Origin of the sequence: Mariniflexile soesokkakense, assembly GCF_039650365.1 — a bacterium.
GTDB classification, from domain to species: domain Bacteria; phylum Bacteroidota; class Bacteroidia; order Flavobacteriales; family Flavobacteriaceae; genus Mariniflexile; species Mariniflexile soesokkakense.
On the sequence record NZ_JAZHYP010000002.1, the window covers coordinates 522,356 to 549,197 of the forward strand.

The 26,842-nt window shown below is 32.4% G+C and carries 26 protein-coding genes and 1 tRNA gene; 5 read left to right on the top strand and 22 right to left on the bottom strand.

The features are described from left to right. Window positions 1–71 precede the first annotated feature (71 nt). The 6 genes from VP395_RS05970 to ruvC form a co-directional block, all read right to left on the bottom strand. On the bottom strand, window positions 72–650 hold the full coding sequence (locus tag VP395_RS05970) for a PhnA domain-containing protein (protein WP_346240837.1): 579 nt from the start codon (window positions 648–650) through the stop codon (window positions 72–74). 225 nt (window positions 651–875) lie between these two features. Further along, window positions 876–1,706 (bottom strand): hypothetical protein, encoded by an 831-nt coding sequence (locus VP395_RS05975; protein WP_346240838.1) that lies wholly within the window; start codon window positions 1,704–1,706, stop codon window positions 876–878. 162 nt (window positions 1,707–1,868) lie between these two features. Beyond that, the gene (locus VP395_RS05980) at window positions 1,869–2,228 is read right to left on the bottom strand and encodes an MmcQ/YjbR family DNA-binding protein (RefSeq protein WP_346240839.1); all 360 of its coding nucleotides are present in this window, start codon (window positions 2,226–2,228) and stop codon (window positions 1,869–1,871) included. Between the two features lie 11 nt (window positions 2,229–2,239). Continuing rightward, on the bottom strand, window positions 2,240–2,986 hold the full coding sequence (locus VP395_RS05985; protein ID WP_346240840.1) for a cyclase family protein: 747 nt from the start codon (window positions 2,984–2,986) through the stop codon (window positions 2,240–2,242). Beyond that, window positions 2,983–4,134, bottom strand: coding sequence for a radical SAM family heme chaperone HemW (gene hemW, locus VP395_RS05990; RefSeq protein WP_346240841.1), 1,152 nt, complete (start codon window positions 4,132–4,134; stop codon window positions 2,983–2,985). The genes VP395_RS05985 and hemW overlap by 4 nt, the downstream gene beginning before the upstream one ends. Continuing rightward, complete coding sequence (gene ruvC / locus VP395_RS05995) at window positions 4,134–4,688, bottom strand: crossover junction endodeoxyribonuclease RuvC (protein WP_346240842.1); 555 nt, start codon at window positions 4,686–4,688, stop codon at window positions 4,134–4,136. The genes hemW and ruvC overlap by 1 nt, the downstream gene beginning before the upstream one ends. Window positions 4,689–4,745: 57 nt before the next feature. Between ruvC and VP395_RS06000 the strand changes: the two genes are divergently transcribed. Both VP395_RS06000 and VP395_RS06005 read left to right on the top strand, forming a co-directional pair. Then, window positions 4,746–5,705, top strand: coding sequence for a lysylphosphatidylglycerol synthase domain-containing protein (locus VP395_RS06000; RefSeq protein WP_346240843.1), 960 nt, complete (start codon window positions 4,746–4,748; stop codon window positions 5,703–5,705). Further along, window positions 5,702–6,823, top strand: a complete 1,122-nt coding sequence (locus VP395_RS06005) for a glycosyltransferase (protein ID WP_346240844.1) — start codon at window positions 5,702–5,704, stop codon at window positions 6,821–6,823. The genes VP395_RS06000 and VP395_RS06005 overlap by 4 nt, the downstream gene beginning before the upstream one ends. Before the next feature lie 2 nt (window positions 6,824–6,825). On the opposite strand, the gene VP395_RS06010 is transcribed toward VP395_RS06005, so the two are convergent. From VP395_RS06010 to VP395_RS06030, 5 genes are all read right to left on the bottom strand, one after another. Beyond that, complete coding sequence (locus VP395_RS06010; protein ID WP_346240845.1) at window positions 6,826–7,302, bottom strand: hypothetical protein; 477 nt, start codon at window positions 7,300–7,302, stop codon at window positions 6,826–6,828. Window positions 7,303–7,654: 352 nt separating this feature from the next. After that, entirely contained in the window at window positions 7,655–8,329 is a 675-nt protein-coding gene (locus VP395_RS06015; RefSeq protein WP_346240846.1) for a response regulator, read from the bottom strand. A gap of 8 nt (window positions 8,330–8,337) precedes the next feature. Then, window positions 8,338–10,176, bottom strand: coding sequence for an ATP-binding protein (locus VP395_RS06020; RefSeq protein ID WP_346240847.1), 1,839 nt, complete (start codon window positions 10,174–10,176; stop codon window positions 8,338–8,340). Window positions 10,177–10,285: 109 nt separating this feature from the next. After that, the gene (locus tag VP395_RS06025; RefSeq protein WP_346240848.1) at window positions 10,286–10,432 is read right to left on the bottom strand and encodes a hypothetical protein; all 147 of its coding nucleotides are present in this window, start codon (window positions 10,430–10,432) and stop codon (window positions 10,286–10,288) included. A gap of 353 nt (window positions 10,433–10,785) precedes the next feature. After that, complete coding sequence (locus VP395_RS06030; RefSeq protein ID WP_346240849.1) at window positions 10,786–11,790, bottom strand: LacI family DNA-binding transcriptional regulator; 1,005 nt, start codon at window positions 11,788–11,790, stop codon at window positions 10,786–10,788. A gap of 165 nt (window positions 11,791–11,955) precedes the next feature. On the opposite strand from VP395_RS06030, the gene VP395_RS06035 reads away from it, so the two are divergent. Beyond that, window positions 11,956–12,756 (top strand): HAD family hydrolase, encoded by an 801-nt coding sequence (locus VP395_RS06035; RefSeq protein WP_346240850.1) that lies wholly within the window; start codon window positions 11,956–11,958, stop codon window positions 12,754–12,756. 128 nt (window positions 12,757–12,884) lie between these two features. On the opposite strand, the gene VP395_RS06040 is transcribed toward VP395_RS06035, so the two are convergent. The 10 genes from VP395_RS06040 to trxA all read right to left on the bottom strand — a co-directional run bounded on the left by VP395_RS06040 (window position 12,885) and on the right by trxA (window position 20,915). Next, complete coding sequence (locus VP395_RS06040; RefSeq protein WP_162880137.1) at window positions 12,885–13,025, bottom strand: DUF5679 domain-containing protein; 141 nt, start codon at window positions 13,023–13,025, stop codon at window positions 12,885–12,887. A gap of 345 nt (window positions 13,026–13,370) precedes the next feature. Then, window positions 13,371–13,829: a response regulator gene (locus VP395_RS06045; RefSeq protein ID WP_346240851.1), complete on the bottom strand. Its 459-nt coding sequence runs from the start codon at window positions 13,827–13,829 to the stop codon at window positions 13,371–13,373. A 6-nt stretch (window positions 13,830–13,835) separates the two neighbouring features. Continuing rightward, window positions 13,836–14,648: a PAS domain-containing protein gene (locus VP395_RS06050; RefSeq protein ID WP_346240852.1), complete on the bottom strand. Its 813-nt coding sequence runs from the start codon at window positions 14,646–14,648 to the stop codon at window positions 13,836–13,838. A 215-nt stretch (window positions 14,649–14,863) separates the two neighbouring features. Continuing rightward, window positions 14,864–15,286 (bottom strand): DUF7793 family protein, encoded by a 423-nt coding sequence (locus tag VP395_RS06055; protein WP_346240853.1) that lies wholly within the window; start codon window positions 15,284–15,286, stop codon window positions 14,864–14,866. A gap of 4 nt (window positions 15,287–15,290) precedes the next feature. Beyond that, a complete protein-coding gene (locus VP395_RS06060; protein WP_346240854.1) occupies window positions 15,291–15,701 on the bottom strand; it encodes a DUF7793 family protein in 411 nt (136 codons plus the stop codon). A gap of 184 nt (window positions 15,702–15,885) precedes the next feature. After that, window positions 15,886–18,483, bottom strand: coding sequence for a sigma 54-interacting transcriptional regulator (locus tag VP395_RS06065; protein ID WP_346240855.1), 2,598 nt, complete (start codon window positions 18,481–18,483; stop codon window positions 15,886–15,888). Between the two features lie 401 nt (window positions 18,484–18,884). Further along, a tRNA-Asp gene (locus VP395_RS06070) sits at window positions 18,885–18,958 on the bottom strand. A gap of 80 nt (window positions 18,959–19,038) precedes the next feature. Next, a complete protein-coding gene (locus tag VP395_RS06075) occupies window positions 19,039–19,968 on the bottom strand; it encodes a DUF58 domain-containing protein (RefSeq protein WP_346240856.1) in 930 nt (309 codons plus the stop codon). 5 nt (window positions 19,969–19,973) lie between these two features. Next, complete coding sequence (locus VP395_RS06080) at window positions 19,974–20,519, bottom strand: ClpP family protease (protein WP_346240857.1); 546 nt, start codon at window positions 20,517–20,519, stop codon at window positions 19,974–19,976. A 78-nt stretch (window positions 20,520–20,597) separates the two neighbouring features. After that, complete coding sequence (trxA, locus tag VP395_RS06085) at window positions 20,598–20,915, bottom strand: thioredoxin (protein ID WP_304386972.1); 318 nt, start codon at window positions 20,913–20,915, stop codon at window positions 20,598–20,600. Between the two features lie 495 nt (window positions 20,916–21,410). Here trxA and VP395_RS06090 point away from each other — a divergent pair, with 495 nt between their 5' ends. Then, window positions 21,411–21,644, top strand: a complete 234-nt coding sequence (locus tag VP395_RS06090; protein ID WP_346240858.1) for a thioredoxin domain-containing protein — start codon at window positions 21,411–21,413, stop codon at window positions 21,642–21,644. A 164-nt stretch (window positions 21,645–21,808) separates the two neighbouring features. Next, window positions 21,809–22,414, top strand: coding sequence for a MarR family winged helix-turn-helix transcriptional regulator (locus VP395_RS06095; protein ID WP_346240859.1), 606 nt, complete (start codon window positions 21,809–21,811; stop codon window positions 22,412–22,414). Window positions 22,415–22,417: 3 nt separating this feature from the next. On the opposite strand, the gene dnaE is transcribed toward VP395_RS06095, so the two are convergent. Next, window positions 22,418–26,806: a DNA polymerase III subunit alpha gene (gene dnaE / locus VP395_RS06100; protein ID WP_346240860.1), complete on the bottom strand. Its 4,389-nt coding sequence runs from the start codon at window positions 26,804–26,806 to the stop codon at window positions 22,418–22,420. Between the last annotated feature and the right edge of the window lie 36 nt (window positions 26,807–26,842).

Sequence of the window (26,842 nt, forward strand, 5' to 3'; positions counted from 1 at the left end):
TTTTAAAGATGAAATCGTGAATACGCCGTATTTGCAGTGAAAAACCCAAGCCTTTTGGTAACACCCAAATATTACAACTTTTTAACGTATTTAGTAATAATTACTATGTGCTGACCATCTACTTTACCCTCAATATATTCGGCGTTTTCATGGTCTAACCGGATGTTTCTAACGGCTGTACCTTGTTTTGCTACCATACTAGAACCTTTTACTTTTAAATCTTTAATAAGAACTACCGAATCGCCTGCTTCTAAAATAACACCATTTACATCGCGATGTATTATTTTGTTGTCTTCGTCTTCATGCTCACCAGTAGCACGTGCTAAAGCCAAAGCCTCATCGTTTAAATACATCATATCTATCAAATCTTTTGGCCAACCTTCATTTCGCAACCTTTGTAGCATTCTCCATGCCATAATTTGCACCGCAACAAACTCGCTCCACATACTGTCGTTTAAACAACGCCAGTGGTTTGCATCCATATCTGTACTTTCTTCAATTTGACTTAAACAGTTACTACAAACCAACAAACTATTGTCTACATTTTCGTTTAATGAAGGTGGAATGGTGTATTGTTTTAATTGATTATTTGAAGTACAAAGCTCGCAGGTATTGTTACTTCGTTCTTGTAATGTTTGTAATACACTCATGAATATGGTTTTAATTCTGCAATAATACAGCAAAATAGAAGGTTCTACAAGTTTAGATTTGTTTGATGCTTTTTAAAATAAAAAAGGGTGCTTGATGCACCCTTTTTTAATAAATTAACCAGTTGGTTGTAATTCAATATTTAAACTATAACATCGGTTTTATTATGTAAAATTTCAGAAATTAAAGTAAAATAATGGCACCCAACGGGTTAAATTATGATATTTTTACTTGGAAAGATCGTGAATAAATGTGTACAAATAATCACCATGAACCCCTGTAAAATATTTACCCCAAGCTTTTCCTTTTGCTTTATTAGCTTCGGTGTCTGGATAGGCAGCTTTCATTAATTCATCATTTCTATCGAACATTTTATCTAAATCTGATAAAGAATCTAGGTAATATGCTTCTATAAACTCTGTTTTGTCAGAACCCCAAGCATGCACATTTGGATAGTATGCTTTTACGTATTCGTTTTTTTGAACAATGGCGGCATTGCCTTCCATTCTTAATTTATCAAACTCTTCCATGGTCCCCTCCTCCGGGAAGGCAAAATAACTTTTTTTAAGATATAACACCATATCTTTTGTTGGTTTCTCAGTCATGAATTTACCACCAGAAATAGGTGCATAAATCTCATCGGAGTGCTCGTTGGCGTAATAGGAACCTAGATTTTTTAAGAAGGCCTTACGCTTAGTTTCGTCTGGCCATGCTTCCTTTTCTAATTCAGCATTTCTTTTTCCAAACTTACCTATATCATCCCAAGAGGCAAAGGTTTGTACTGTAATAAATTCGGTATTATCAGCTGTCATATTATGCAAAAACATGGCTGTTCCCATGATGTATTGATTTTTCATGGTTACTTTTTCCAGATACTCTTTTTCGGCTGCTTTCCACTCACTCATTTTAAAATCTTCTTTATCCATATTCCAATGGTTAGTAGTTACCGTAATGAATTCTGGCCGTTTAGGAGCATCATCTTGTGCTAAAACTGTTGTGGTACTAAATAAGAATAGCGTTAGAGCTATTACTGAAAATAATTTGTTGGTTGTTTTCATAATCTGTTAAAAAATTAAAGTTAATATATTGGTTTACTAAATACTACTTTAAGATTTTAGGGCTTACTGATTATGCTACTAATAAATTCTGGGATAGAAAATAACGAATTAAGTAAATATACAAAAAAGCCCTGAATTACAACAATTTAAACTTTATATTAATTATAAAGTGTCTCTTAGCTTTTTAGGCATACTTTTTACAACCATACTATAAGAATGATCAATAAGTTTCAATATGAATTTAGGTTGTAAATCGCCCTCTTGGATATAAACAGTATTCCAATGCTTTTTACTCATGTGATATCCTGGTTGTATACTGCTATATTGAGCACGAAGTTCTTCGGCGTAGTCGGGGTCGCATTTTAAGTTTATGGTTTTTTCTCCAGACTCCCATTTTTTTAAACCGATTAGGGCAAACATTTTACCTAGCACTTTAAATACAAGCGTGTCTTCATCAAAAGGGAAATCTTCAGTAACTCCCTTTTTCTTAATACAATATTCGTGAATCTGTTCTATGTTCATTTTAGAAAAACTTATATTATCTTATATAAAACAGGTTTACTAGGTGTTGCATCATTTTCGAATGGCGCTATTTGAAGGTTTAACAGATACCTACCATCTTCAATTTTATTGGGAACATAAATGAGTTCTGTAATGGTACAATCTAACCTTTGTTTACCATTAAAATCCCAAAAGGCTTTGTGTGCTAACAATTTTCCACCATCGTGTTCTCTATCAATACTTGGCAAATCTATAAGCAGGTGTTTAATGCCTTTGTCACGTATAAACACTACGGCTTCTTCAGTCATATAAGTCCAATTGGTATTTGAATAATGCCTTTTTTTCTTGTCTTTAGTATTCGGCATTGTCCTAATTACCAACGCTTCTGGCACATTGCCTTTCAAAAGTAATTCTATTTGCTTTTTTGAAATTACAGTATCTTTCATGTACTTTTCTGCAGCTACCGAAATTAATTCTGCAGTAAAGAAAAACTGCTTTATGTGCTTATTTACTGAATGAAACTCCTTAGTAATGTGCCCAATACATTCTGTATGTGTTCCATGCGCATGCGGATTGAAATAAATATTATTAAAATTAACCGATGCCCCAGCCTCTACACTACCAATCCAATCTTCATTTTTAACAGGATCGATTATAGGGTCGTCTAAATACCATGCATTTACATTGTTTTCTGAAGCACTTAAAGGCATTGAAATATCTAACGGTTTAGACAAATCTATTTGGAATTTCTTGGAGTTATATTGAATGGTGGCAATCATGCTAAATTAATTTTAAACAAGTCTGAAGCGATTCCATCGCTCAAAAATTTACCTTTTTTTGTGACTAATAATTTATCATCATCAATATACAACAAATGTTGGTTAATGTATTTTTCAGATTGTTCTAAAAGATATTTTTTATACTGAATTCCAAAATCCTGTTCAATTTTTTCTAAAGAAACACCCCAAACGGTACGTAAACCTGTCATAACATATTCATTATATTTATCGGTTGTTGACAGTATTTCGGCTTCAATAGGAAGTATGTTTTGTTCAATCGATTGAATATATTTTGAATTGTTTCGCACATTCCAACCCCGTTCATTACCATTAAACGAATGTGCAGAAGGACCAATACCTAAATAGGGTTTCCCTTGCCAATAAGCCGAATTGTTTTTACTGAAATAATCATGTTTTCCGAAGTTAGATAATTCATAATGCACAAATCCAGATGTTTCCAACTTTTCTATTAAAATATGGAATTGCTGTTGTGCCAAATCATCATCCACATTATCAATTACGCCATTCTTTATAAAAGTATCTAAAGCTGTTTTAGGTTCTACAGTTAAGGCATAACTTGAAATATGCGGAATATTATAACTCAAAACTGTTTCAATATTTTTTATCCAGTTATTATTAGTTAAACCTGGAATTCCGTAGATTAAATCGATGGAAATATTATCAAAGTGTTTAGTTGCTTCTTTCAAACAACTTTTTGCCTCATCAGCATTATGAGCGCGATTCATGAGTTTTAAATCGGCCTCAAAGAACGATTGTACGCCTATACTTAATCTATTTACTCCAACTCTTTTATAATCTTCAAAAATAGTTCTCGACTGGGCTCGAACGGACACTAAATCATCTGGGTTTGCTTCTAAAGTAATTTCTGGATTTTTGGCAACTTCATAATTATTGTAAACTTCTGAAATCAAAAATCTTAATTCATCAATCGTCAATAAACTAGGTGTACCACCACCAAAATAAATGGTTTCAACTGTTATATTTTTGAATTCCCCTTTGCGTAACTCGATTTCTTTCACCAACGCCTTAACCAAGCCGTCCTTCTTTTTCAACGAGGTTGAAAAATGAAAGTCACAATAATGACATGCTTGCTTGCAAAATGGGATATGGATGTAGATTCCTGCCATTATTTTTTCACTCTATCTCCATTCTGCTTCACAAAAGCATCCCAACCAGAATAACTCTTACCAACCTCTATTCTTCCTGAATTATAAAAATGGCACACGGCAGCCGCTAAACCATCTGTGGCGTCTAGATTTTTTGGTAATGTTTTTAAACCCAACAGGCTTTGTAACATCTTAGCAACTTGCTCTTTACTGGCATTTCCATTACCTGTAATTGCCATTTTTATTTTTTTAGGAAGGTATTCCGTAATAGGGATTTCTCTACTTAAACCAGCAGCCATAGCAACACCTTGTGCACGACCAAGTTTTAGCATACTTTGTACATTTTTTCCAAAAAAGGGTGCTTCAATAGCTATTTCATCAGGATGATGTGTATCAATAAGTTCAATAGTACGCTCAAAAATAAGCTTTAGTTTTAGGTAATGGTCGTCGTACTTTTTTAAATCGAGCTCATTAAGTTGCAAAAAAACCATGGTTTTACCCACTACTTTTATGAGACCGAATCCCATAATGGTCGTTCCGGGGTCAATACCTAGAATAATTCTTTCTTTACTCATTAATGTGTTCTATTTGATTTGGTAACAGAATATTGGTTTAATTTGTAGCCTGAGTTTATGATTTACACCTTGCCATACAAAACTAAACAATTCTTTTTTGTACTTATTAAAATAAGCATTGTTGTTGCTGCTTTTTATTTTATATACCAAAAACTAACGAGTAACAGTGCATTTAATTTTTATGATTTTATTCATAAAAATGGTGTTTTTTCATTAAAACGCTTTGTAATTTTACTGATTTTAACTGGCATTAACTGGTTTTTAGAAATTTTGAAATGGCAAAAAATAGCATCTGTCACTAAAAAAATAACTTTTAAAAATGCATACAAACAAAGTTTAGGAGCCTTAACCGCATCCTTATTCACACCAAATAGAATTGGTGAATATGGCGCCAAAGCGATTTATTATACTAAAGATTCTAGGAAACGTATCTTGCTAACAAACCTACTTGGCAACATTTTGCAAATGAGTGCTACTACCTTTTTAGGTATTATTGGATTTAGCTTTTTTGCAACCAAATACAACATATCATTAAATTACTCTAAACTGCTTCTACTAGTGATTTTTACAATAATTAGCATTGGTTTAGGAGTTTTTATAATTCGAAAAACCAAGTTAAGTATCAAAGGGTTTTCTTTAGAAAAAATAAAGGATTTCATTTTAAATTATCCAAAGAAACTTATTTTCTACGGGTTTTGTTTGTCGTTGCTACGCTATGTTGTATTTTCATTTCAGTTTTACTATTTACTGGGTGTTTTCGGAATAAATATCTCTTACCTACATGCCATGAGTATTATCTCATCTATGTATTTATTGGCATCTATAATACCGTCCATTTTTATTTTTGACGTGTTTATAAAAGGAAGCGTTGCCATATATTTATTTAGCTTTGTTGGGGCAAATGCTTTTACCATTTTATGCATTATAACCCTTATGTGGGTGTTTAATTTTGTGTTTCCAAGTATTCTGGGAAGCTATTTTGTACTGAATTTTAATTTCCCTAAAGACGACTTATGACTCTAATTAGCATTATCATCACCGTACTTTATTTGGCTTTAATAGCAAGTTTCGTTTTCGGTTTTGACAAGGTTAAAACTTTCAAGTTGGAAGGTTCAACCTCTAAAACAACATTTTCAATAGTGATTTCCTTTAGAAATGAAGCTGAAAATTTACCTGCTTTATTAAAATCGATAAGCTCACTAAATTACCCAAGGGAGTTATTTGAAATTATTTTTGTTGATGATGATTCGGAAGATGATTCTGTTGAAATTATAAAAAAAACGCTAGAGAACCCATCGAATATTTCAATTATAAAAAATAAAAGAGTGTCCAATTCACCAAAAAAAGACGCTATCTCCACAGCCATTAAACAGGCTAAAAACGAATGGATTGTTACTACCGATGCCGATTGTCTATTACCAAAATATTGGTTGGATAGTTTTGATGCGTTTATTCAAAAAAAATCAGCAAATTGTATTGCAGCACCTGTTACCTACTTTAATAAAAACAGTTTTTTAAATCGGTTTCAGTTACTCGATCTATTAAGTTTACAAGGCGCTACTATGGGCGGTTTTGGTATTAATAAACCTTTTTTGTGCAACGGTGCAAATTTTGCTTACAAAAAATCATTGTTTATAGAGTTGAATGGTTTTGAAGGAAATACTAATACGGCAAGTGGCGACGATATTTTTCTACTTGAAAAAGCGGTGAAAAAACACCCAAAAGAAGTTCATTATTTAAAATGCAACTATGCTATTGTAAAAACCCATACGCAACCAACTTGGGAAACTCTATTAGCCCAACGTATACGTTGGGCAGCCAAAACCAGTGCCTATAATAATTGGTTTGGTAAGTTTACAGGCCTTATCGTTTTACTTAACAATACGCTTATTATTGTTTTACTGGCACTTTTAATAGCTGGTATTTTTAATTTGAAGGCATTTCTATATATCTGCATAGTAAAATTCAATATCGATTTCTTTTTAATTTATAAATCGGCAGTGTTTTTTAATCAAAAAAGCGTGTTAAAAAGCTTTATTATTGGGTTTCTAGTATACCCTTTTTTTAGCGTTTATATTGCTTTTATTTCCATGTTCTCTAGCTACAAATGGAAAGGACGTACTTTTAAAAAGTAATATTAATTGGCGTGAATAATAATGGGCAATTCAAACTCTGTTTTTACTTGTTGCCCACGTTTTATTGCAGGAAACACTTTTGGCAAGGAATCTAAACTACAATAAATTAATTCTTTTACATGAGGAATTTCTTTAATTATTAGACTATCCGCTTCTATATTTAAAAGTGACAACATACCAGTTTCAGACACTTGAAATTTTAAGCTTATGGTATCGGTAACATCGTGGGTGACAACTATGGATTTATTTTGAAGATATCCTAAAATATGAGTTGTTAAAACCTGAGTAAAACAAGCCGTTTTCTCATTTTTAGTTTCATTAGAATCGCAAACAGAAAAAGTAGGATATACGTCTACATCGTTCCAATTAAACGTTTGCAACTCTTCATTCAAAATAGCTTCTGAAGATGTTTTTTTTACATTAAAATACTCACAAGATGTAAGCATTAAAACTAATATAAAAACACAAATTTGTTTCATGGGTTAAAACTAAAGCCGAAAAGTACGATTTTTTTGGTTTTTAAATTCAACAAAACCCTAATTTGTATCAATTTGCTTAATGACATGATATATTAAAGAAGAAACCCTATGGGTCTCTCACATCCATAGGGTTTATGTAAATTGCTATTATCAACAAAAAAATTGAGGGATTTCTAATTTTTTGAAGTGTTGACATGACAAATATACGAATAACATATTTTTTTAAGTTACGGGAAACCCGTAATACATTTACGGGTTACGCATAGACCTCAAGTATAATAGGCAAGTTGAGTGTGAAAAAAATGCAAAAAAAATTTGCTTATTTTAAATTAACAAGAAACCCCTCACTTTATCATACAAATCCTTTATTTTTGGCAGCATTAATAAGCGTTTCGTCTTGCCCATCTTGAACTTCAAAAATCTCTCTTAATTGCTTTTTGCGTTTTTCAACAGCACTTAAAGAAAGATCTAAATGGGATGCTAAATTTTTTGTTTTTACGCCTTGTGATAACAAGTGAAGTATCTTTCTGTTTTTTTCATCAATTACAATATCACTTGTAATAGCTTTTCTTATAAAACTATTAACCGTACCACTATAAAATGGCGGATTGTTTAGTACTGCTTGAAAAGCACTGGCTAGCTCGCTAGATGTTAAATCACTTTTAATTAAAAATCCTTCTGGGTCTATGGTTTTAATAATATTATGAATTCTAAACGATTCATTAAACATGGTTAAAATTATAATTTTTGAATTTGGCAGTACCTTACGAGCATAAGCTGCTAAATCTTCACCGGAAGTCATTAATCCATCTGCAGATGGCGGCAAACTAATATCTACAAACAATACGTGGTACGGATTTTCCTTTTCTACAGATTTATCCATAAAAGCTATGGCTTCATCACAATTATTCGCGATATCTATTTCTAACTGTTGGGTTTCCTTTTTTGTAAAAAGCAATGTGTTTTGATAACCTTCAATAATCATTGGGTGGTCATCAATCATTAAAATTTTAATTTTTTGATTCATAAATTTGGTTAGGTTATTGGGACTTGCATGGTTACGGTTGTACCTATGCTTTTTCTGGATGTTATATCCATAATACCATTTATTTCTTTAATTCTAGAATTCATGTTTTTTAAGCCTATACCTGATTTCGTTTTATTAACATCAAAGCCTACGCCATCATCAATTAGGGTTAGCCAAATTACATTATTTTTCAATTTAAAACTAATATCAACTTTTGTTGCACCGGCGTGTTTATAAATATTATGCAATGATTCTTGAATAATTCTGTAAATATGAATCTTATTTTTATTAGAAACCTCATCCCAATTAATAATACCGTCATGTTCTAAATGATACACCAAATTATAAACTGTTGCCTGTGTTTCTACCAATGTTTCAATGATGTCTATAAACCCAGAGCCCGACACAAAATCGGTGTTTAACTCGTGCGATACTTTTCTAATATCTTCCTCTATCGTTTTAAGTTCGTTAATATATTGGTTTCTTGTTCTTATAGCTTCGTCGCTAGTACTCATGTTTAGACTGTCTAAGCTCAATCGAGTTCCAAATAGGCGTCCTAAAACACCATCATGCAGTTCTTCTGAAATGCGTTTTTTCTCTAAAGCTCTTGCTTCTTCAATTTTCTCATTTTGAGAAAGCATTAAGTTGTAAATTTCTTCGTTTGCCGCTTGCTGTTCTTGTATAAATTGTAATTCCTTATTCTTATTTCTTTGCCTAATTACAAGATATAATAAGAAAGATGCAATAATTATAATTACTGAAATTACCAAAAGCCATAACCGCTCTTTTGCGATTTGAATATTTTCCCGTTCAATTTGGTTGGTTTCAAAACGAATTCTTGCAAATTTATTTCTTATGGAGCGTTCGTTTTTTTGCAAACTATCATTCAAACTTATATAAGACTTTAAATGTTTAGCAGCAACCTCACCTTCTTCAATTTTTGAAAGCAACAACAACGATTTTAATAAATCGTCGTTATGATACTTCTCAGAAATATCTTTAGCTATATAGGCATAATATCTAGCCAATTCTTTATTGCCTTTATCGTTATAATATTCGGCTAAATGTTGATTAATAATGATGGAATTATACCCCTTGTATTTTATACTATCACTAATTTTTAATGCTTTAAGATATAATTCTGGAAGTTGTGAGTGCCTTTTTGACAAATACAAAGTATGTGCATAATTATCTAACACCAAAGCATAAAAACCAGGGTTTTGGTTAATTAATTCTTTGTTCTCTAGAATTTGAATATAATAATCTATAGCCAAATCAAACTGTTCAGCATTTTTATACGTGTTTGCAAGATTATTTTTAGAGATGTCTATTGATTCCTTATTATCACCTTTTAATTTTTCTTTAAGCTTAAGAGCCTTTTCGTGATATTTAATAGATTCATCATATTGTTCGAGTTCTTTAAAAACTATTCCTAAATTATTGTAAATAAACGCTTTCCTTATTAAAACATCATCGGTCCCATTCAATGATTCTAATAATGATAACGCTTCTATTGACGTAACTTCACTACCAATAAAATCTTTTTCATTTTTTTGAATTACAGCAACACCATACAATGTTAAAGCTAATTGATACTTTGCTTTTAGTTGCTTAAATATTTTTTCAGCTTTGTGATAATAATAAAAAGCACTATCGGTTAAAGGAGTCGTTTTTCTATAGTACTCAGCAATAGCATAATGAGTTTCAGCAATTGAAGAGGAATCTTGCAGTTTAATATTTGCTACAAGTTGTTTTAATGAGTCGATCTTTTCTAAATCTTCGCTTTGTTGACCAAATGAATAATTAAAAAAAACAATAACTATTATATAAAAGAAATTAAATTTCAATAAAAGGAGTTATTACAGATTCCCTCAAAAGTATTTATAATTTCTTTATAAAAAAAGCCCTTCACATTTCTGCAAAGAGCTTTTGTTTATTAAAACTAAAATAATTTATTTATTCATCAACATCTCCACCTGTATAAACTGTGGTTTCAGTTTGTGGAGACACTAACACATCATCTTCGTTTAAGTCTTGTTTAGTACAAGAAGTTAATGATGCAAAAAGTACTGCTAGGATTAAGGTAATTTTTAGGGCTTTCATAAATATTTGATTTTAAGGTTATATTAATTTTTTCTTTAAATTTTTAAATAAAATCTTAACCAAGACTTTGAAACAAAATCTTTGTTAGAGGGAAAAAATGGATAATTAACTTAAAATCGAATGCACACAAAAGCACACAGATTTTTAAATACTATTTTGAGGGAATATGACTTTACAGTCAAAAAAAATGGATTAATTTTACTTAAATTGCAGAGGGAAATTTTGGGGGCTATTTAAGTGGTGCTAACTTACGACAATTTTCATTAAATAAAAAAATAAAACAGATGAAATGTATGTTTTTATCGATAAAACATATTTTTTTACTAAAAAAATCAATAAAAATAACCTTATTCCTACAAAGTGGATTTGCTTTTTATTAAAGTTGTTTTTACAATTTTTGTTTTAACATCTATATCACCCGATTTATTTTGAAGTCTATTAATTAGTAATTGAGCTGCATTGGCACCAATCTCTTTAGCATGCTGTCTTATAGTTGTTAATTTAGGAATTGTGTGATACGAATCTGATTTGCTAGCAAAACCTATCACCGATATATTTTTAGGCACTTTTAACCCTAATTTAACCGCGGTGTTTATAGCTATAATTCCTGATGCACTATCGGCAGCCACAACACCATCTATTGTTGTGTTCTTTTTAAAAAATGACATTATTTTTTTTTGCTGATCGTCTTTCTTTTTTATCTTTAAAACTATCGGCTCATAAGCATTGTTTTCTAAAATAGCTTTTTTATAACCTCGTTCACGCAATTTACCTACGCTTAAACCATCTAACGTACTTATAAAAGCAATGTTCTTTCGTTTCTCTAACAACAGGTTTTTAGTTGCATTATAGGTAGCATCAAAATCATCTACAATAACTTTATCACATAAAACATCATGCGCTACTCTATCAAACATAACTATAGGCAAACCCTGGCTAATGGTCTTTTTAAAATGTTCAATTTCATTTTTAACTTGGGTTTCTTCCGCTAGAGATAAAATAAACCCATCAACACTACCATTGGCCAACAACCTAAGACTTTCCTTTTCCTGCTCTAAAGATTCGTTAGAAATACAGGTAATAATATTGTAACCATATTTACTAGCTTCTCTTTCAATACCAAAAAGCACTTTAGCCAAAAAATGGTTTAATATATCTGGAATGATAACCCCAATAGTTTTAGTTTTGCTTTGCTTTAAACTTAAAGCTACTTTATTAGGTTTATAATTATACAATTCAGCAAGCTCTTTTACACGCTTTACAGTTTCTTCACCAATTTCTTCACTATTATTTAATGCTTTAGAAACCGTAGATATAGAAACATTTAACTCTTTTGCTAATTGTTTTAAGGTAACCATACTTGTTAACGTGTAAATTAAATTTAATGCAATTTACAAAAATACACGTATCAAAATAGCGAATAAAATTTAACAGCACTATTTTCATTAATAAAAAAACAGATTAGCATTTATCTAACATTTTATAAGTTTTAGAATAGTATTTTTGTGCATATTATATAATTTATGAATTTTTCAAAAGTAAAACTAGTAGTTTCAGACATGGATGGCACCCTGCTAAACCCTAAAAGCGAAGTAAGCCAGAGATTCTTTAATCAATTTAATGAACTAAAAAAAAGGAACATTCACTTTGTTGCCGCTAGTGGACGCCAATACCAAAGCATTTTAGAAAAACTGGATACCATAAAAGACGACATTTCTATTATTGCAGAAAATGGGGGTATGATGAAATATGACGATAAAGAACATATTTTACTAAAACTAAATTCTGAGAATATTAAAAAGTCTGTTGAAATATTACGTCTAATAAATGGTGCCTATATTGTTTTGTGCGGAAGAAAATCGGCATACATAGAAACTTCAAATCCCGATTTTGTTTCAAAATTCAACAAATATTATTCTGAATATAAAATTGTGGAAGATTTAACCAAAGTTATCGATGATGATTTTCTGAAGATAGCTGTTTACCATTTTGAATGTTCAGAAAAAAATATATTTCCTTATTTAACTGCTTTAAAAAACGACATGCAAATTATTGTTTCCGGACAAAACTGGTTAGATATTTCGCATGCCAATGCAAACAAAGGCTACGCACTAAGAATTCTTCAAGAAAAATTAGGAGTAACAAAAGAAGAAACAATGGTTTTTGGTGATTACAATAACGATTTACAAATGCTAAAACTTGCTTACTTTAGTTATGCTATGGAAAACGCACATAGCGAAGTAAAAAAAACAGCACGCTTTCAAACCAAAAGCAATTCTGAAGAGGGTGTTGAATTTATACTTGAACAACTTATTACAAGCTAAATGTGAATTCAAGCCATAAATGTGAAATACACGTTATCGATAAAGCTTATTTAAAATTAAAAACAAAAACAGGCTTAGCAAAATTTTGCTAAACCTGTTTTTGTTTTTTTTTAAGATTTATAAGACTTTTATTTGCCCAAAATTCTAAACATACCAGTACCACAACTTGGGCACTTACCCTTCATTGCTTTTCTACCATTTTTCATAGTAACTTCGGCAGCATCTTTTATCTCTTTTTTGTCTTTACATTTTACACAGTATCCTTCCATGATTTATTGAATTTTATTTTTATTAAAAATTAATTTTTATAAATGTAAGTTTTATTCTAAGTGCGTGCAAATAAAAAATAAATATTATCTGGTTTTTTTAAAAAAAATGTGCTTAAAAGATGATTTCTAAAAAACATTCTGATTTAAAACCTTTATTCGCTTAGTGTAATCGCAAAATTAAAAGGTTACTAAGCAGCATCAAATCAAAAACACCTTGTTTTCTGTAAAAAACAGAAAGTTTATTATTGAAATATTTCCAAACTACTAAATCTATTAATGAAACATTCTTTCAAGAAAAAAACAATACCTAATTAACCCCTTAAAATTTGCCGATTTATTTGTGCTTTAAGTATTACAACCCTCATTTAAAACATTTGGTTTAATGGCACAATCTACATTTATATCAATTACTCCTTGAAGCTTACTCATTGTTAAGGGCTTATTTATATATCCTGAACACAAAGGGTGCATGTTCACTTTATTTATATCTTTTAAATTACCTGAAGAAGAAAGTATATAAATTTTCAAATTATTGGTTTCTAAAAAGTCCAATCTACCAAGCCTTTCAAGAAATTCAAATCCAGTGCATTTTGACATATTTATATCTAAAAACAACATATTGGGTCTTGTAAAATGGTTTAGATTATTTTTATGCAATGAAATTTTTAGATACTCTAGTGCGAGTAAAGTGTTTTTAAAATGCACAACTCTTATATTGCTATCGTATCTTTCAATTACTTTCTGGCTGACAAATAAATCTATCTTATTATCATCTACCAACATTACATTTTTAATTGACATCATACGGTTTTAACAGTTCTTAAATTTTATTTTTAAAGCATCCTCCTGCATTAACTTTTGCTTAATGCCACTAATATCTTTTACTTCTTGGGTAGAAATTGTAGCAGAAACAACAATACCCCTATTATTTATTACAGGTCCTATTTGCGATACAAAAATGGTGTTTGCTCCTACCGAATTAATACCGATAGTTTCAAATTGGTCTAGTTTGCCATCATCAAATACATTCTTAACTATTTTCTTAACCATGTCGTGAAAAATAGGGCTAAAAAAACTGTATAAACTACAGCCTACAACTTCGGTCGCACTCAATTTTCCAAAACCTTGATTTGAAATAAGAATTTCTCCAAATACATTTATAGAATGTACTGACGTGGACATATTGCCAGAAAATGGCATTGTCAGTTTTTTACTGCCTACACTGTTTTTGGCATCATATCTTGTTTTTACATTAAAATAAAAAGCAACGAACTTATCTATTTCCCCATTACTATTCCTTCCAGGAATTATGGTTGTATCCAATTTATATAATGTACCCGAACTTGTATAATCTGACAATATCCCTTTCCAAATTTGCCCACTCTTTATAACTGTCCACAAATCATTATAAATGGGATTAGCATGTAACTCTGATTTTAAAATGGTATTTAATTCCCCCTGAATTCTACTTTCAGGAATCTCTATTAGCTTACAAAACTTATTGTTTGCATAAATTATTCTTCCTATATTATCTATTATAGAAATACTTGATTGATTCTCTAAAAAATCTTCTAATATGCTTTCTGGTTTTTCTCTCCAGAGTTTTTGCTTAATAAGTTTCATAAAATTTTTAATTCTGTTTTGCTAAACAAAAAACACTTGAACTGATGTTTTTAATGATTTACAACCAAAGGGATCCATTAATCTCTTTGTACACATAGTGTTCATTGCCAATATTATAATAGTATTTGAATTTGTTTTTAGAAACACCTAATAGCTATGTTGCTTTTACAAATTCCGAAAAGGCTTTCTCAGGATTTACCCCCCCCATATAATATTTAAGAGGTGCCATTTATTGTATTTTTGACATTAATTGAATACATCAATGCTTCATTATAATTGTTGAATATCTTAAAAGGGGTGATGGGTTCGTAAATTCTTTTATAAGAAATAATTAATAATTTAACTTTTAAGGAATTGACTACAAAAGCTTCAGACAAACTTAATTTAGAAAGTTCGGGGCTATTTGCTAATTTTTTAGCTGCACTATTTAAAAAAGTCCCATGTGTATTTCTTAAATCTATTAGAAACGGCATTTTTTCACCTTTACATAAAATAGATACGGCTTTTAAATAACTTTCAACAGTTTCTTCGTTTAAATTACGGGTTTGATCTGGGTTACAAATTTCACAAAACAAAACCCCTTTATCTATCCAAAACTTGCTGTGCTCCATTTGTATAACATTTTTATTTTCATCCATATATTTATTGAGAGTTAAAAATATAATTGGTTTTTAGAGAGTAATTGATAGCATTTTCATAGCGCGTAAATATTTTATTAGGAATAACAGGATCTTGAAACCCCTTTATTACGATAAGTACAAATTGTAAAAAAAATGAGTTTACAACAAACGATTTTGAAAGTATTGCCAATTTAAGCTCTGAATTCTTTGACAGTAATTTTACTACCGACAATGCATAGGCATTACTTAATTGCCTAACATCTATAAGCATAGGAAAATATCTACCATTAGACAAAGTAGCAATGGCTTCTAAATAATCTTCTATAAAATCTTCGCTAAACTCCTTTTTGCATTCCTTAGGTATAAATTCGCAAAAAAGAATACCCTCTTCCAGCCAAAATTTAGCTTTTCTACATTTTATGTGTTTGCCCATAAAGTCATTCAATTTCACAAACGAATAACAATTGGCATACCAAAACACATTGAAGTATATTTTAAATAATGCAACTAAATGGTTAATAGTAATTTACATTCATTCAAAACAAGCAACCAACAATTACAAACTCACGGAATACCGTTAAATAAGATGGAGGGTATTTTAAATTAACGGAATACCGCTAATTCTTTAATGGCTTAACTATTCCGAGTTTAGCCATTTTATCACGTAATGTGCTTGGTTTTAGGCCTAGTAAAACTGCAGCCCCATTAGACCCGCTAATTTTCCAATTGCACTGCTCTAACACCTGAACAATATGGTTTCGTTGTGCAAAATCTAAAGATAAGTTCTGGCTGTTAATGACGGATTTTAATTTTTGATTTTTAGATTCAAAACCAGGAATTAATAACGTTTCACTGGTTGATAATATAGAGGCTCTTTCAATTAAATTTTCTAATTCTCTAATATTTCCTGGCCAATTATATGATTTTAATTGATTCATGGCATCATCAGAAATATATTTAATATTCTTCCCGTACGCTTTATTGAACTTATCCACAAAATGCTCTACCAACAAAGGAATATCATCTTTACGCTTTCTTAATGCTGGGATTTCTATTGGAAACACATGAAGCCGAAAATACAGGTCTTCTCTAAATTGTTTTTTCTTAATTTCTTCTTTAAGATTCCTGTTTGTAGCAGCAATGACCCTTACATCTAACTTTTTTAAACCTGTACCACCAACAACTTCAATTTCGCCTTCTTGTAAAAACCTTAAAATTTTAGGTTGCATATCCAATGGCAACTCACCTATCTCGTCTAAAAATAAGGTGCCGCCATCTGCTAATTCAAATTTCCCAACTTTGTCACTAAACGCCCCTGTAAACGACCCCTTTTTATGCCCGAATAATTCACTTTCCATTAATTCTCTAGGAATGGCTGAACAATTTACTTTTATTAATGGCTTGCTATTCCTCAAGCTTATATTATGTACTGCTCTTGCCAGTAATTCTTTTCCAGTACCAGACTCCCCTAATAGCAGTACGGTGGCATTAGTTGGCGCAACTTTTTCTACCTCGGTAAGCACATTACTAAATGCTGCACTTCCATAAACCATTTCTTCGTAGTTAAACACCAAATCCAACTCATGCCTTAGATAAACATTTTCTTGCTCTAATTGATTTCGCAATGCGCTTAACTCTTTATTAGCTTCAATGAGTTGCTCATTAGCCATTGCTATTTTATTTTCAGCCTTTTTACGGTCGGTAATATCTCGTATCACACATATTAAATACTTTTTACCACTGTCATCAATAAATCTCGTTTTTTTTGTAGAAATTATTAGTGGTTTTTTTCCTTTAATCGTAAGGCTCTCTTCGTTGATGTTTTCAATACCTGTAGAAAGCACTTGCTTATCAATATTTAAAAAACTTTCCATTTCTTCAGGAGGCACATCTTCAGCCAGTGTTTTTCCAATGATATCAGCTCTAGTAAGATTAAATATTTTACAAAGAGCATCATTTACAAAAAGCAATCTACTTTGGTCGTCTTTTACAAAGAAAGGATCTCCAATATTATTTATAAAGTTGCCTAAAGACTTTTCACTTTTTATTAATAGCTCTTCCGCCTTCTTGCGTTCTGTAATATCATTTATTGTGACAAAAAAGGCAGTGATTTCACCATTGCTATTCTTTATTGATGAAGTTGCAACGGCGGCAAGAAATCGCTCTCCACCTTGACGCATAAAAAGAAACTCGAAATCACCTATTTCACCTTGCAAAGTCTTTTTTAAACACTCCTGAATAGCACTATAAGATTCTGGGGGCCAAAACGGAAATGGCGCCGTTTTACCAAGCAAATCCTTCTTTTCAAAATTAGTTAACTTACAAAAGGCTGGATTAACATCTATAATTACTCCATTCGTGTTCATAACTACTAGCCCACTTTTTAAGGAAAATATAAGATTTTCAGAAAATTCTTTAGCTGCTTTTACTTCGATTTGCGCTTTAATCCTATCTGTAATATCCTGAAAAAATATTGAAATCCCATCTTTAGAAGGAATTACACGGTTTTCAAACCAACGATCCCAATGCTGATAATACGCTTCAAACGAAAAGGTTTTCTGGGTTTCAACAGCTTTATAATAATTGTTATAAAAAGACTGCCCAACAGCTTCAGGAAATTCCGTCCAAATATGTTTTCCAACTAAATCGAGTGGTTTTCTACCCAATATGCTGGCAGCTTTTTTATTTACGTAAGTATAAAACCAATCTTTGTTTAACGAAACAAATCCATCGGTCATATTTTCAATTGAATCGATAATAAAATCTTTCGCAATTAAAAGTTCTTCTGTTCTTTTTATTAAATCTTTTTCCTGTTTTTTATAAATTTGAAAGCCATCAAGATTGTTAATCGTATTTAAAACAAAAGCTTCATCATTTATAAAAATAGTATCAAACGACATTAAAACTCTTTTCTCAATGCCATTTTTTAATCGGACAGAACATTCATAGGATACAACCTCCTTTTCATGTAACAATCTTTCTCGTATTAACGCTCCACTCTCTGCACTTACTAAATTAAGACTGAACGCGCTTTTATCTATTGCTTCCTTTTTTGAATACCCCGTAAACTGCTCCCATGCTGGGTTAACAAACACATAATTTTTTGTAGATAAACTTGAAATTGATTTAGGAATAGGACTATTTTGAAAAAGACTAATAAAGAATTTTATTCTTTCAGATTTAGAAATTTTATTTAATCCTTGAGGTGTTTTCATTCTAAAATTTATATGATTCTTTTTAAAATTAAGCAGTATTAAAAGCTAGATTATCAATTACACCAATATAGTAAATTCTTTCTTACATAGAAAAAGAATTAAATATAATTCACAACTAACTGTTTTATATTTATTTATGATTTTTTATAAAAAAACGATGAAATTTAAGCAAATTAATAAACAATTCAATAATTATGCAGTGTAGAAAATTTAAAAACATGAATAAAACAAAAAAGCATCCCGATTCTCTGTAAAGAAAAAAGGAAAGCTTCTCATTGGTTAAGTGCCCAACTTGATTGGGTACCTCTACCTTTAGCAAACACGAAGTGTTTACTAACAACACAACTTCTTTATATTGCCAAAAAAAGCCCTAATCTCTTAGAGCTTTTTAGCAATTTTCGCGGTCTGGACGGGACTCGAACCCGCGACCTTCGCCGTGACAGGGCGACATTCTAACCAACTGAACTACCAGACCGTTGCTTTATTGCGGTTGCAAATATACATGCCTTTTTTAATATCTCAAATCTTTTTTTAATTTTTTTTGAAACATTTTTTCTAAACAAACTTTTTTCGTTCTACCATGTAGGTTGTCAAGATGTTATCAAAATCTTTATTTACATCAGCCTCTACATATTTTATCTTGTATTGCAGGCATTTAAGTTTTAAAGCTTCAAAATAAGTGCTCACAGCATCATTGTAATTTTCTTTAATACTATCGGCATATAAATTAATATACTCCCCTGTTTCAACATCGATAAAGCGTTTGGGCTTGTTATCAAAGTTGAATTTTAATTCTTTCTCTTTATCAAACACATGAAATAGAATCACTTCATGCTTATTATATTTTAAATGTCGTAAAGCCTCAAACAATTTTGCGTCTTCTTCATTTGTTTGAAACATATCGGTAAACAAAAAAATCATAGAACGTTTATGAATTTTTTCCGCTATTTCATGCATATATTTATAAGTCTCGGTTTGCTTGCTTTTATGCTTTGAAACAACAGCTTCACTTAAATGGTTCAATAACATTTGATGATGACGCTCACTTCCTTTTTCAGGTGCATAATAATCATAGGCGTCACTATAAACACTTAAACCAACAGCATCCCGTTGTTTTTTTAAAATTTGCATTAAAGAGGCTGCTGCCAAAACCGAAAACGCTATTTTATTAAGGTTTTCAATTGAAAAAGAACGCATTTCTGGATAATGCATCGAACTACTATTATCTATAATAATATGACACCTTAAATTAGTTTCATCATCATAACGCTTGGTATAAAGTTTCTCTGTTTTTGCAAACAATTTCCAATCTATATGGCGTGTGCTTTCTCCTTTATTATATATTTTATGCTCAGCAAATTCTGCCGAAAACCCATGAAACGGACTTTTATGCATACCAGCAATAAACCCCTCGACTACTTGTTTTGCAAGTAATTCGAGGTTTTTAAAACCTTCTGCTTTATTTAGTTCGTTTTGTATATTCACAAAATCTATCCTAAAACACCATCAACAATACCATACTGAACAGATTCTTGAGCTCCCATCCAATGATCGCGGTTGAAATCTTTCATTACTTTTTCAAAAGTTTGCCCACAATTATCGGCTAATATTTGTGCACTTAATTCCTTAGTCAGCACAATTTCTTTTGCTGTAATTTCAATATCACTCGCTTGCCCACGTGCACCACCACTTGGTTGATGAATCATAACACGTGCATGCGGTTGTATAAAACGTTTTCCTTTGGTTCCAGCAGATAATATAATAGAACCCATAGATGCCGCAAACCCTGTACAAATAGTAGAAACTTGACTGTTTAATGATTTCATGCAATCGTAAATAGCAAACCCCGATGTCACATAACCTCCTGGGCTGTTTATATATAGATGAATATCGTAAGTGCCCAAAGCATCTAAATACATCAATCTATCGATAACGTGTTTAGCAGATTTATCATCAACTTGCCCCCATAAAAACACTTTACGTTGCTCTATTAATTTACTATCTATGGCATCTTGCACTTTTATTTTATCACTCATTTTTATTTAATTTTTATCTAAAATAAAAAAAGGTTTACCATTATGGCAAACCTTTTTAGTTTTCTTTTTTTATTTCAATTACAAAAGCGCATCAATCGCCTCAGTATAAGCGTTTTTTGGAGCTACACCAACTTGACGACCAACAACTTCACCGTTTTGAAAAACCAAAACTGTAGGTATGTTACGCACGCCATATTTTGCTGCAAATTCTTGGTTAGCATCTACATCAACCTTTCCAACAACTGCCTTCCCATCATATTCTTCACTTATTTGTTCAATAATTGGCCCAACCATTCTACATGGTCCACACCAAGCTGCCCAAAAATCAACCAATACAGGTTTACTGCTTTTTAATACTGTTTCCTCAAACGTTGCATCTGTTATTTCTAATGCCATAATATTTATCTTTTAATTCGTAATCTATTTTAATTTTACAAAATTAGTCAAAAATTTCTCTAAAGCTTACAAGGTAACAATTTGTTTTCTTTATACTAACATTGTTTTGCACTATTATAGGTTTTTTAGGCACATCCAGATAGCTATCGGGACTAGGCTTTCAGCTATACCGCTCTTGTGTTGAACTTGTTTCAGTATCTCATTAATTTTTTTAAATGTTTATGTATATTAAAGCTTAAATCAAATTTAGTGTTAGCACAAAAAAGGATAGAGTTTATCCTGAGTGGAGCCGAAGGACTTCTATCCTTTGTGCAGAGGCTAACTTCAAAGACATTTACATACTAATTATTACACATTCAACCATTTTTACTTTTAATTATAGTATTATTCCACCTAAATTAAAGCCTTTTCAAAATAAATAAAGAAATATTTCATTTTGTTAGGATTCCTTACTATATTTGTATTGCAATAGTGCTTTAATTAAAATTTAAACCCATGAGTAAATCCGTTTTTTATCACGCAGGATGTCCTGTTTGCGTAAGTGCAGAGCATGACATTGTAGAATTAATAGGTGCTAACAATGTAGAAATTGTGCATTTTGGCAAAGACAAATCTAGAATTGCGGAAGCAGAGAAAAAAGGTGTTAAATCGGTTCCTGCCCTAGTTACCCCAACAGGACATGTATTGCACATTAACTTTGGCGCTTCCATGCAAGATGTAAAAGGTTAATTTTTCAACCACAAATGTCAATCTGAGCTTGCCGAAGACTTCATAGGAGAAGCATTTCGACAGGCTCAATGTGACAACAAGTACAAAATTGGCTGTAAAAATAATTCCATCCAACGGTTAGGATTACTAACTTTGTACAAGAATCTTAATTTGGCAGTTTTTATATGAACAGTCCTTTATTCAACCCAAACAATCAAGAAACCGACCTAACCAGCAAAATAGTGGCGGGATTAGAGCGTATTTCGGAAGCTTTTAAAGTATTGCTTTGGGAAAAAGCAAAAGCGTTAGGATTGAGCCCCATTCAAATTCAAATACTTATTTTTATTGCTTATCATAAAATAGAGTTTTGCAACGTTACCCATTTAGCTAAAGAATTCAACGTAACAAAACCAACCATAAGTGATGCCGTTCGGGTATTGATTAACAAAGGTTTTATTGAAAAAACATTCCCCACTTCTGATAGTAGAAGTTACACCATTCAATTAACCAATAAAGGCAAACACATGGTTACTGAAACCGAAAACTTTGCACTTCCAATAAAAACGCAACTTAATAATACCGACGCCTCCGATTTAAATTCGCTTTTCAAAACTATTAGCAACCTTATTTTTCAATTGAATAAAAGCGGTGTTTTAACCGTGCAACGCACGTGTTATGCCTGTAAATTTCATCAAAAAATTCAAGATACCGATTATTGTAATTTATTGGAAAAAGAGTTGTTGAATTCTGAAATTAGAATTGATTGCCCGGAGTTTGAAGGGAAATTATAATTTCTAATTCAACTTAAACATCACCTGTTCATTCTCCAACTCATTCAAAAGTTCCTGCGATACGCGTACCTTTTGCTTTCTACTGGGCATTTGTAGTTTTATTTGTTCTTTATTATCATAAACCACAAAATTAAGCATTTGGCTACCTGGGTGCATTTGCAACAGTTCTTTCAATTTTAATATTTTAGATTCCTGTAAATCGTCAATATTAAGTTGTATGGATAACTTTTTGGCATAGTTTTCCATCACATCGTGCAACAACTGGAAACTATTAAATTGCAACCTCGGTTCGCTTTTTTTACCGGTATCTTTATTTACCCAACCTTCGCGCACAAACGATTTTACAAACACAAAACTGTTTTGAAGTAAAAAATGCCTAAACTTTAAGTATTCTTCACCAAAAATACGGAACTCGAAACTATCGGTATAATCTTCAATGGTAAACATCGCCCAACCTTTACCTTGTTTACTCACGCGGTGTTGCACATCGGTAACCACGCCCCCAAAAACAAGTTCGCGGTTTACATAGGGTTCTAAATCTTTAAACAAGGCTAAATTGGCATTGCAAAAGGTATTCATTTCTATTCTAAAATCATCCAACGGATGTCCAGAAATGTAAATACCAACTACTTCGCGCTCCTGCGCCAATTTTTTCATAGTACCCCATTCCTCACATGGTGGCACTTGTGGTTCTGCTATTTGCACATCACTAGCATCGCCAAACAAACTTACTTGCGCGGAATTTTCGTTTTCTTGATGTTTAGCTCCATAACGAATGGCTTTTTCTAAAAAAGTAATACCATCGCCATCATCATGAAAATATTGCGCGCGATGCGTGGTACCAAAACCGTCAAAACCTCCTGCCAACGCTAAGTTTTCGAATGCCTTTTTGTTGGCAGCACGTAAATCGATACGCTTGGCAAAATCGAAAATGGATTTATAAGGACCATCTTTTTTTCTATTATCAACAATGGTGATTACTGCACCATGACCAACACCTTTGATGGCGCCCATTCCAAAACGTACCGCATTATCTTTATTTACTGAAAATTTATAGAAAGATTCATTTACATCGGGACCAAGTACATCCAACTTCATACGTTTACATTCTTCCATAAAGAAAGTAACCTGCTTGATATCGTTCATATTATTAGAAAGTACCGCAGCCATATATTCCGCAGGATAATGCGCTTTTAAATAGGCCGTTTGATAGGCAATCCACGCATAACATGTGGAATGCGATTTGTTGAAAGCATAACTTGCAAACGCTTCCCAGTCTTTCCAAACTTTTTCCAAAACCTTGGCATCATGCCCATTGGCACTCGCCTGTTCTACAAATTTGGGTTTCATTTTATCGAGTACCGCAATTTGCTTTTTACCCATGGCTTTACGAAGTACGTCTGCTTCACCTTTGGTAAATCCAGCCAATTTTTGGGACAACAACATCACCTGCTCTTGATATACCGTAATACCATAGGTTTCCTTTAGGTATTCTTCCATGGCATCCAAATCGTACTCTATGTGTTCATCGCCATGTTTACGGCGGGTAAAACTTGGAATATACTCCATAGGCCCTGGTCGGTACAAGGCATTCATAGCAATTAAATCTTCAAAAACGGTTGGTTTTAGTTCTTTAAGATGTTTTTGCATACCGGGCGACTCGTATTGGAACACCCCAACAGTTTCACCTCTTTGGAACAACTCATAGGTTTTCTCATCATCCAACGGAAACGTATCGGGGTCGAGTAAAATACCATGTTTTGCTTTTACAATTTTAACGGTATCTTTAATAAGAGTCAAAGTTTTTAACCCCAAGAAATCCATTTTTAACAAGCCCGCTTCTTCTACTACCGAGTTATCAAACTGGGTAACATACAAATCGGAATCTTTCGCTGTAGCAACAGGAACGAATTTGGTAATATCATCGGGCGTGATGATAACACCGCAAGCATGAATACCTGTATTACGCACAGAACCCTCTAGAATTCTTGCAAGATTTACGGTTTCAGCTTCTAAATCACTCCCTTCGGAAATATTTAAAAGTTGATTGACTTTTTCTAAATCTTCTGCCCTGAATTTACTACCCAATTCCTTTTCACTTAAACCGAAAATTTTGTTCAGTTTGGACATGGTAGGAATCAATTTCGCTATTCTATCAGCATCAAATAAAGGCAAATCGAGCACACGAGCGGTATCTCGAATGGACGATTTTGCAGCCATGGTACCATAAGTAATAATTTGTGCTACCTGATTGCTTCCGTATTTTTTGATAACGTAATCCATGACTCTGCTTCTGCCTTCATCATCAAAATCGATATCAATATCAGGCATACTAATACGATCTGGATTTAAGAAACGCTCAAAAAGCAAATCGTACTTAAGCGGATCGATATTAGTAATCCACAAACAATACGCTACCACCGAACCTGCCGCAGAACCACGACCCGGACCTACCGATACATCCATATTTCGGGCTTCGCGAATAAAATCTTCAACAATTAAAAAGTAACCCGGATATCCTGTATTTTGAATAACATCCAACTCAAAATCCAAACGTTCTTTAACTTCTTCTGAAAGTTCTTCGCCATAGCGCTTTTTAGCACCTTGATAGGTTAAATGGCGTAAATAGGCATTTTCACCACGTTTGCCACCATCAACTAAATCTTCTTCATTTTTAAATTCATCGGGAATGTTGAAAGCCGGCAATAAAACCTCTCGAGCCAACTCATACGCCTCAACTTTATCTACAACTTCTTGAATGTTACTAATCGCTTCAGGCACATCCTTGAAAAGCGATTTCATCTCCTCCGAAGACTTAAAATAATAATCTTGATTTGGCAATCCGTAACGATACCCACGACCACGACCAATAGGCGTTGCCTGCTTTTCACCATCTTTTACACACAATAAAATATCGTGCGCATTGGCATCTTCCTTCTTACAATAGTACGTGTTATTGGTAGCGACCAATTTAACGTCATGTTTTCTAGCAAGTTCCATTAACACTGGGTTTACACGATTTTCATCTTCTTGGTTGTGGCGCATTAACTCCACATACAAATCGTCCTCAAACTGTTCTTTCCACCAAATTAAAGCTTCTTCTGCTTGGTTTCCGCCAATATTTAAAATTTTACTGGGCACTTCCCCATATAAATTTCCTGTTAAAACAATTAAATCTTCTTTATATACTTCAATAAGTTTTTTATCGATTCTAGGCAGATAATAAAATCCGTTAACAAAAGCGTGCGATGATAATTTTGCCAAATTATGATAGCCATTTTTGTTTTTAGCCAGTAGCACGATTTGATAACCATTATCTTTTCTGGTTTTATCGGTGTGGTCTTCACATACAAAAAACTCGCAGCCAATTATGGGTTTAATCTCTACAGCCTTTGGAGTTTCCCCTTTTTCAATGGCAGCATCATTCTTTGCTTTCACCCCTCTATTATGATTGCTTACTGCTTTCACAAAGTGAAAAGCGCCCATCATATTCGCATGGTCTGTTAACGCTACAGCAGGCATATTATGTTCGGCTGCAGCTGAAACCAAATCGGTTACGCTGATGGTTGATTGTAATACCGAAAACTGCGAATGGTTATGAAGATGAACAAAATCAACTTCCTTTAAATCGGATACATTCTGCTTAATTTCTTCGGTAGAAATAGTTTCAACCTGAACACTTTTTAGACGTTCTCTAATTTTTGAACTTTCCTTTTTGAGGTTGATATGTTTTAAACCTATAAGCTGAATTTCAGCAGGATTCGCTTCCTTAAACTTTTGAAAATAATCGGGTTGAACATCCAGTTGCTCTTTAGTGTATCCTTCTAAACGAATCAATTCTAAAAAACAACGCGTGGTTGCTTCCACATCGGCTGTTGCGTTATGCGCTTCCGAAAAGGGCACATTAAACAAATATTCATGCAATTCTGTTAATGTTGGCAACTTAAATTTACCGTAACGCCCACCAGGAATTTGACACAAACTGGCAGTATGTTCCGTACAGGTATCTAAAACAGGGAGTTCTTGCAATGGGTTTGCAACATCACCACGCACAAATTCGGCACCCATAATATTCAAATCGAACTTCACATTTTGCCCAACAACAAACTTGGTTTTACTTAATGCTTCATTAAATTTTTCTAAAACTTCGGCTAACGGAATCCCTTGTTCTTGGGCTAATTCTGTTGAAATACCATGAATTTTTTCAGCATCATACGGAATATTAAATCCATCAGGTTGCACCAAATAATCTTGATGTTCGATACAATTCCCTAACCCGTCGTGTAATTGCCATGCAATTTGAATACATCTAGGCCAATTATCGGTATCGGTAATGGGCGCGTCCCAACGTTTAGGCAAACCAGTGGTTTCTGTATCGAAAATTAAGTACATTTTTTTGTTTAGATGTTTGTTGTTAAGCCGTTTAGA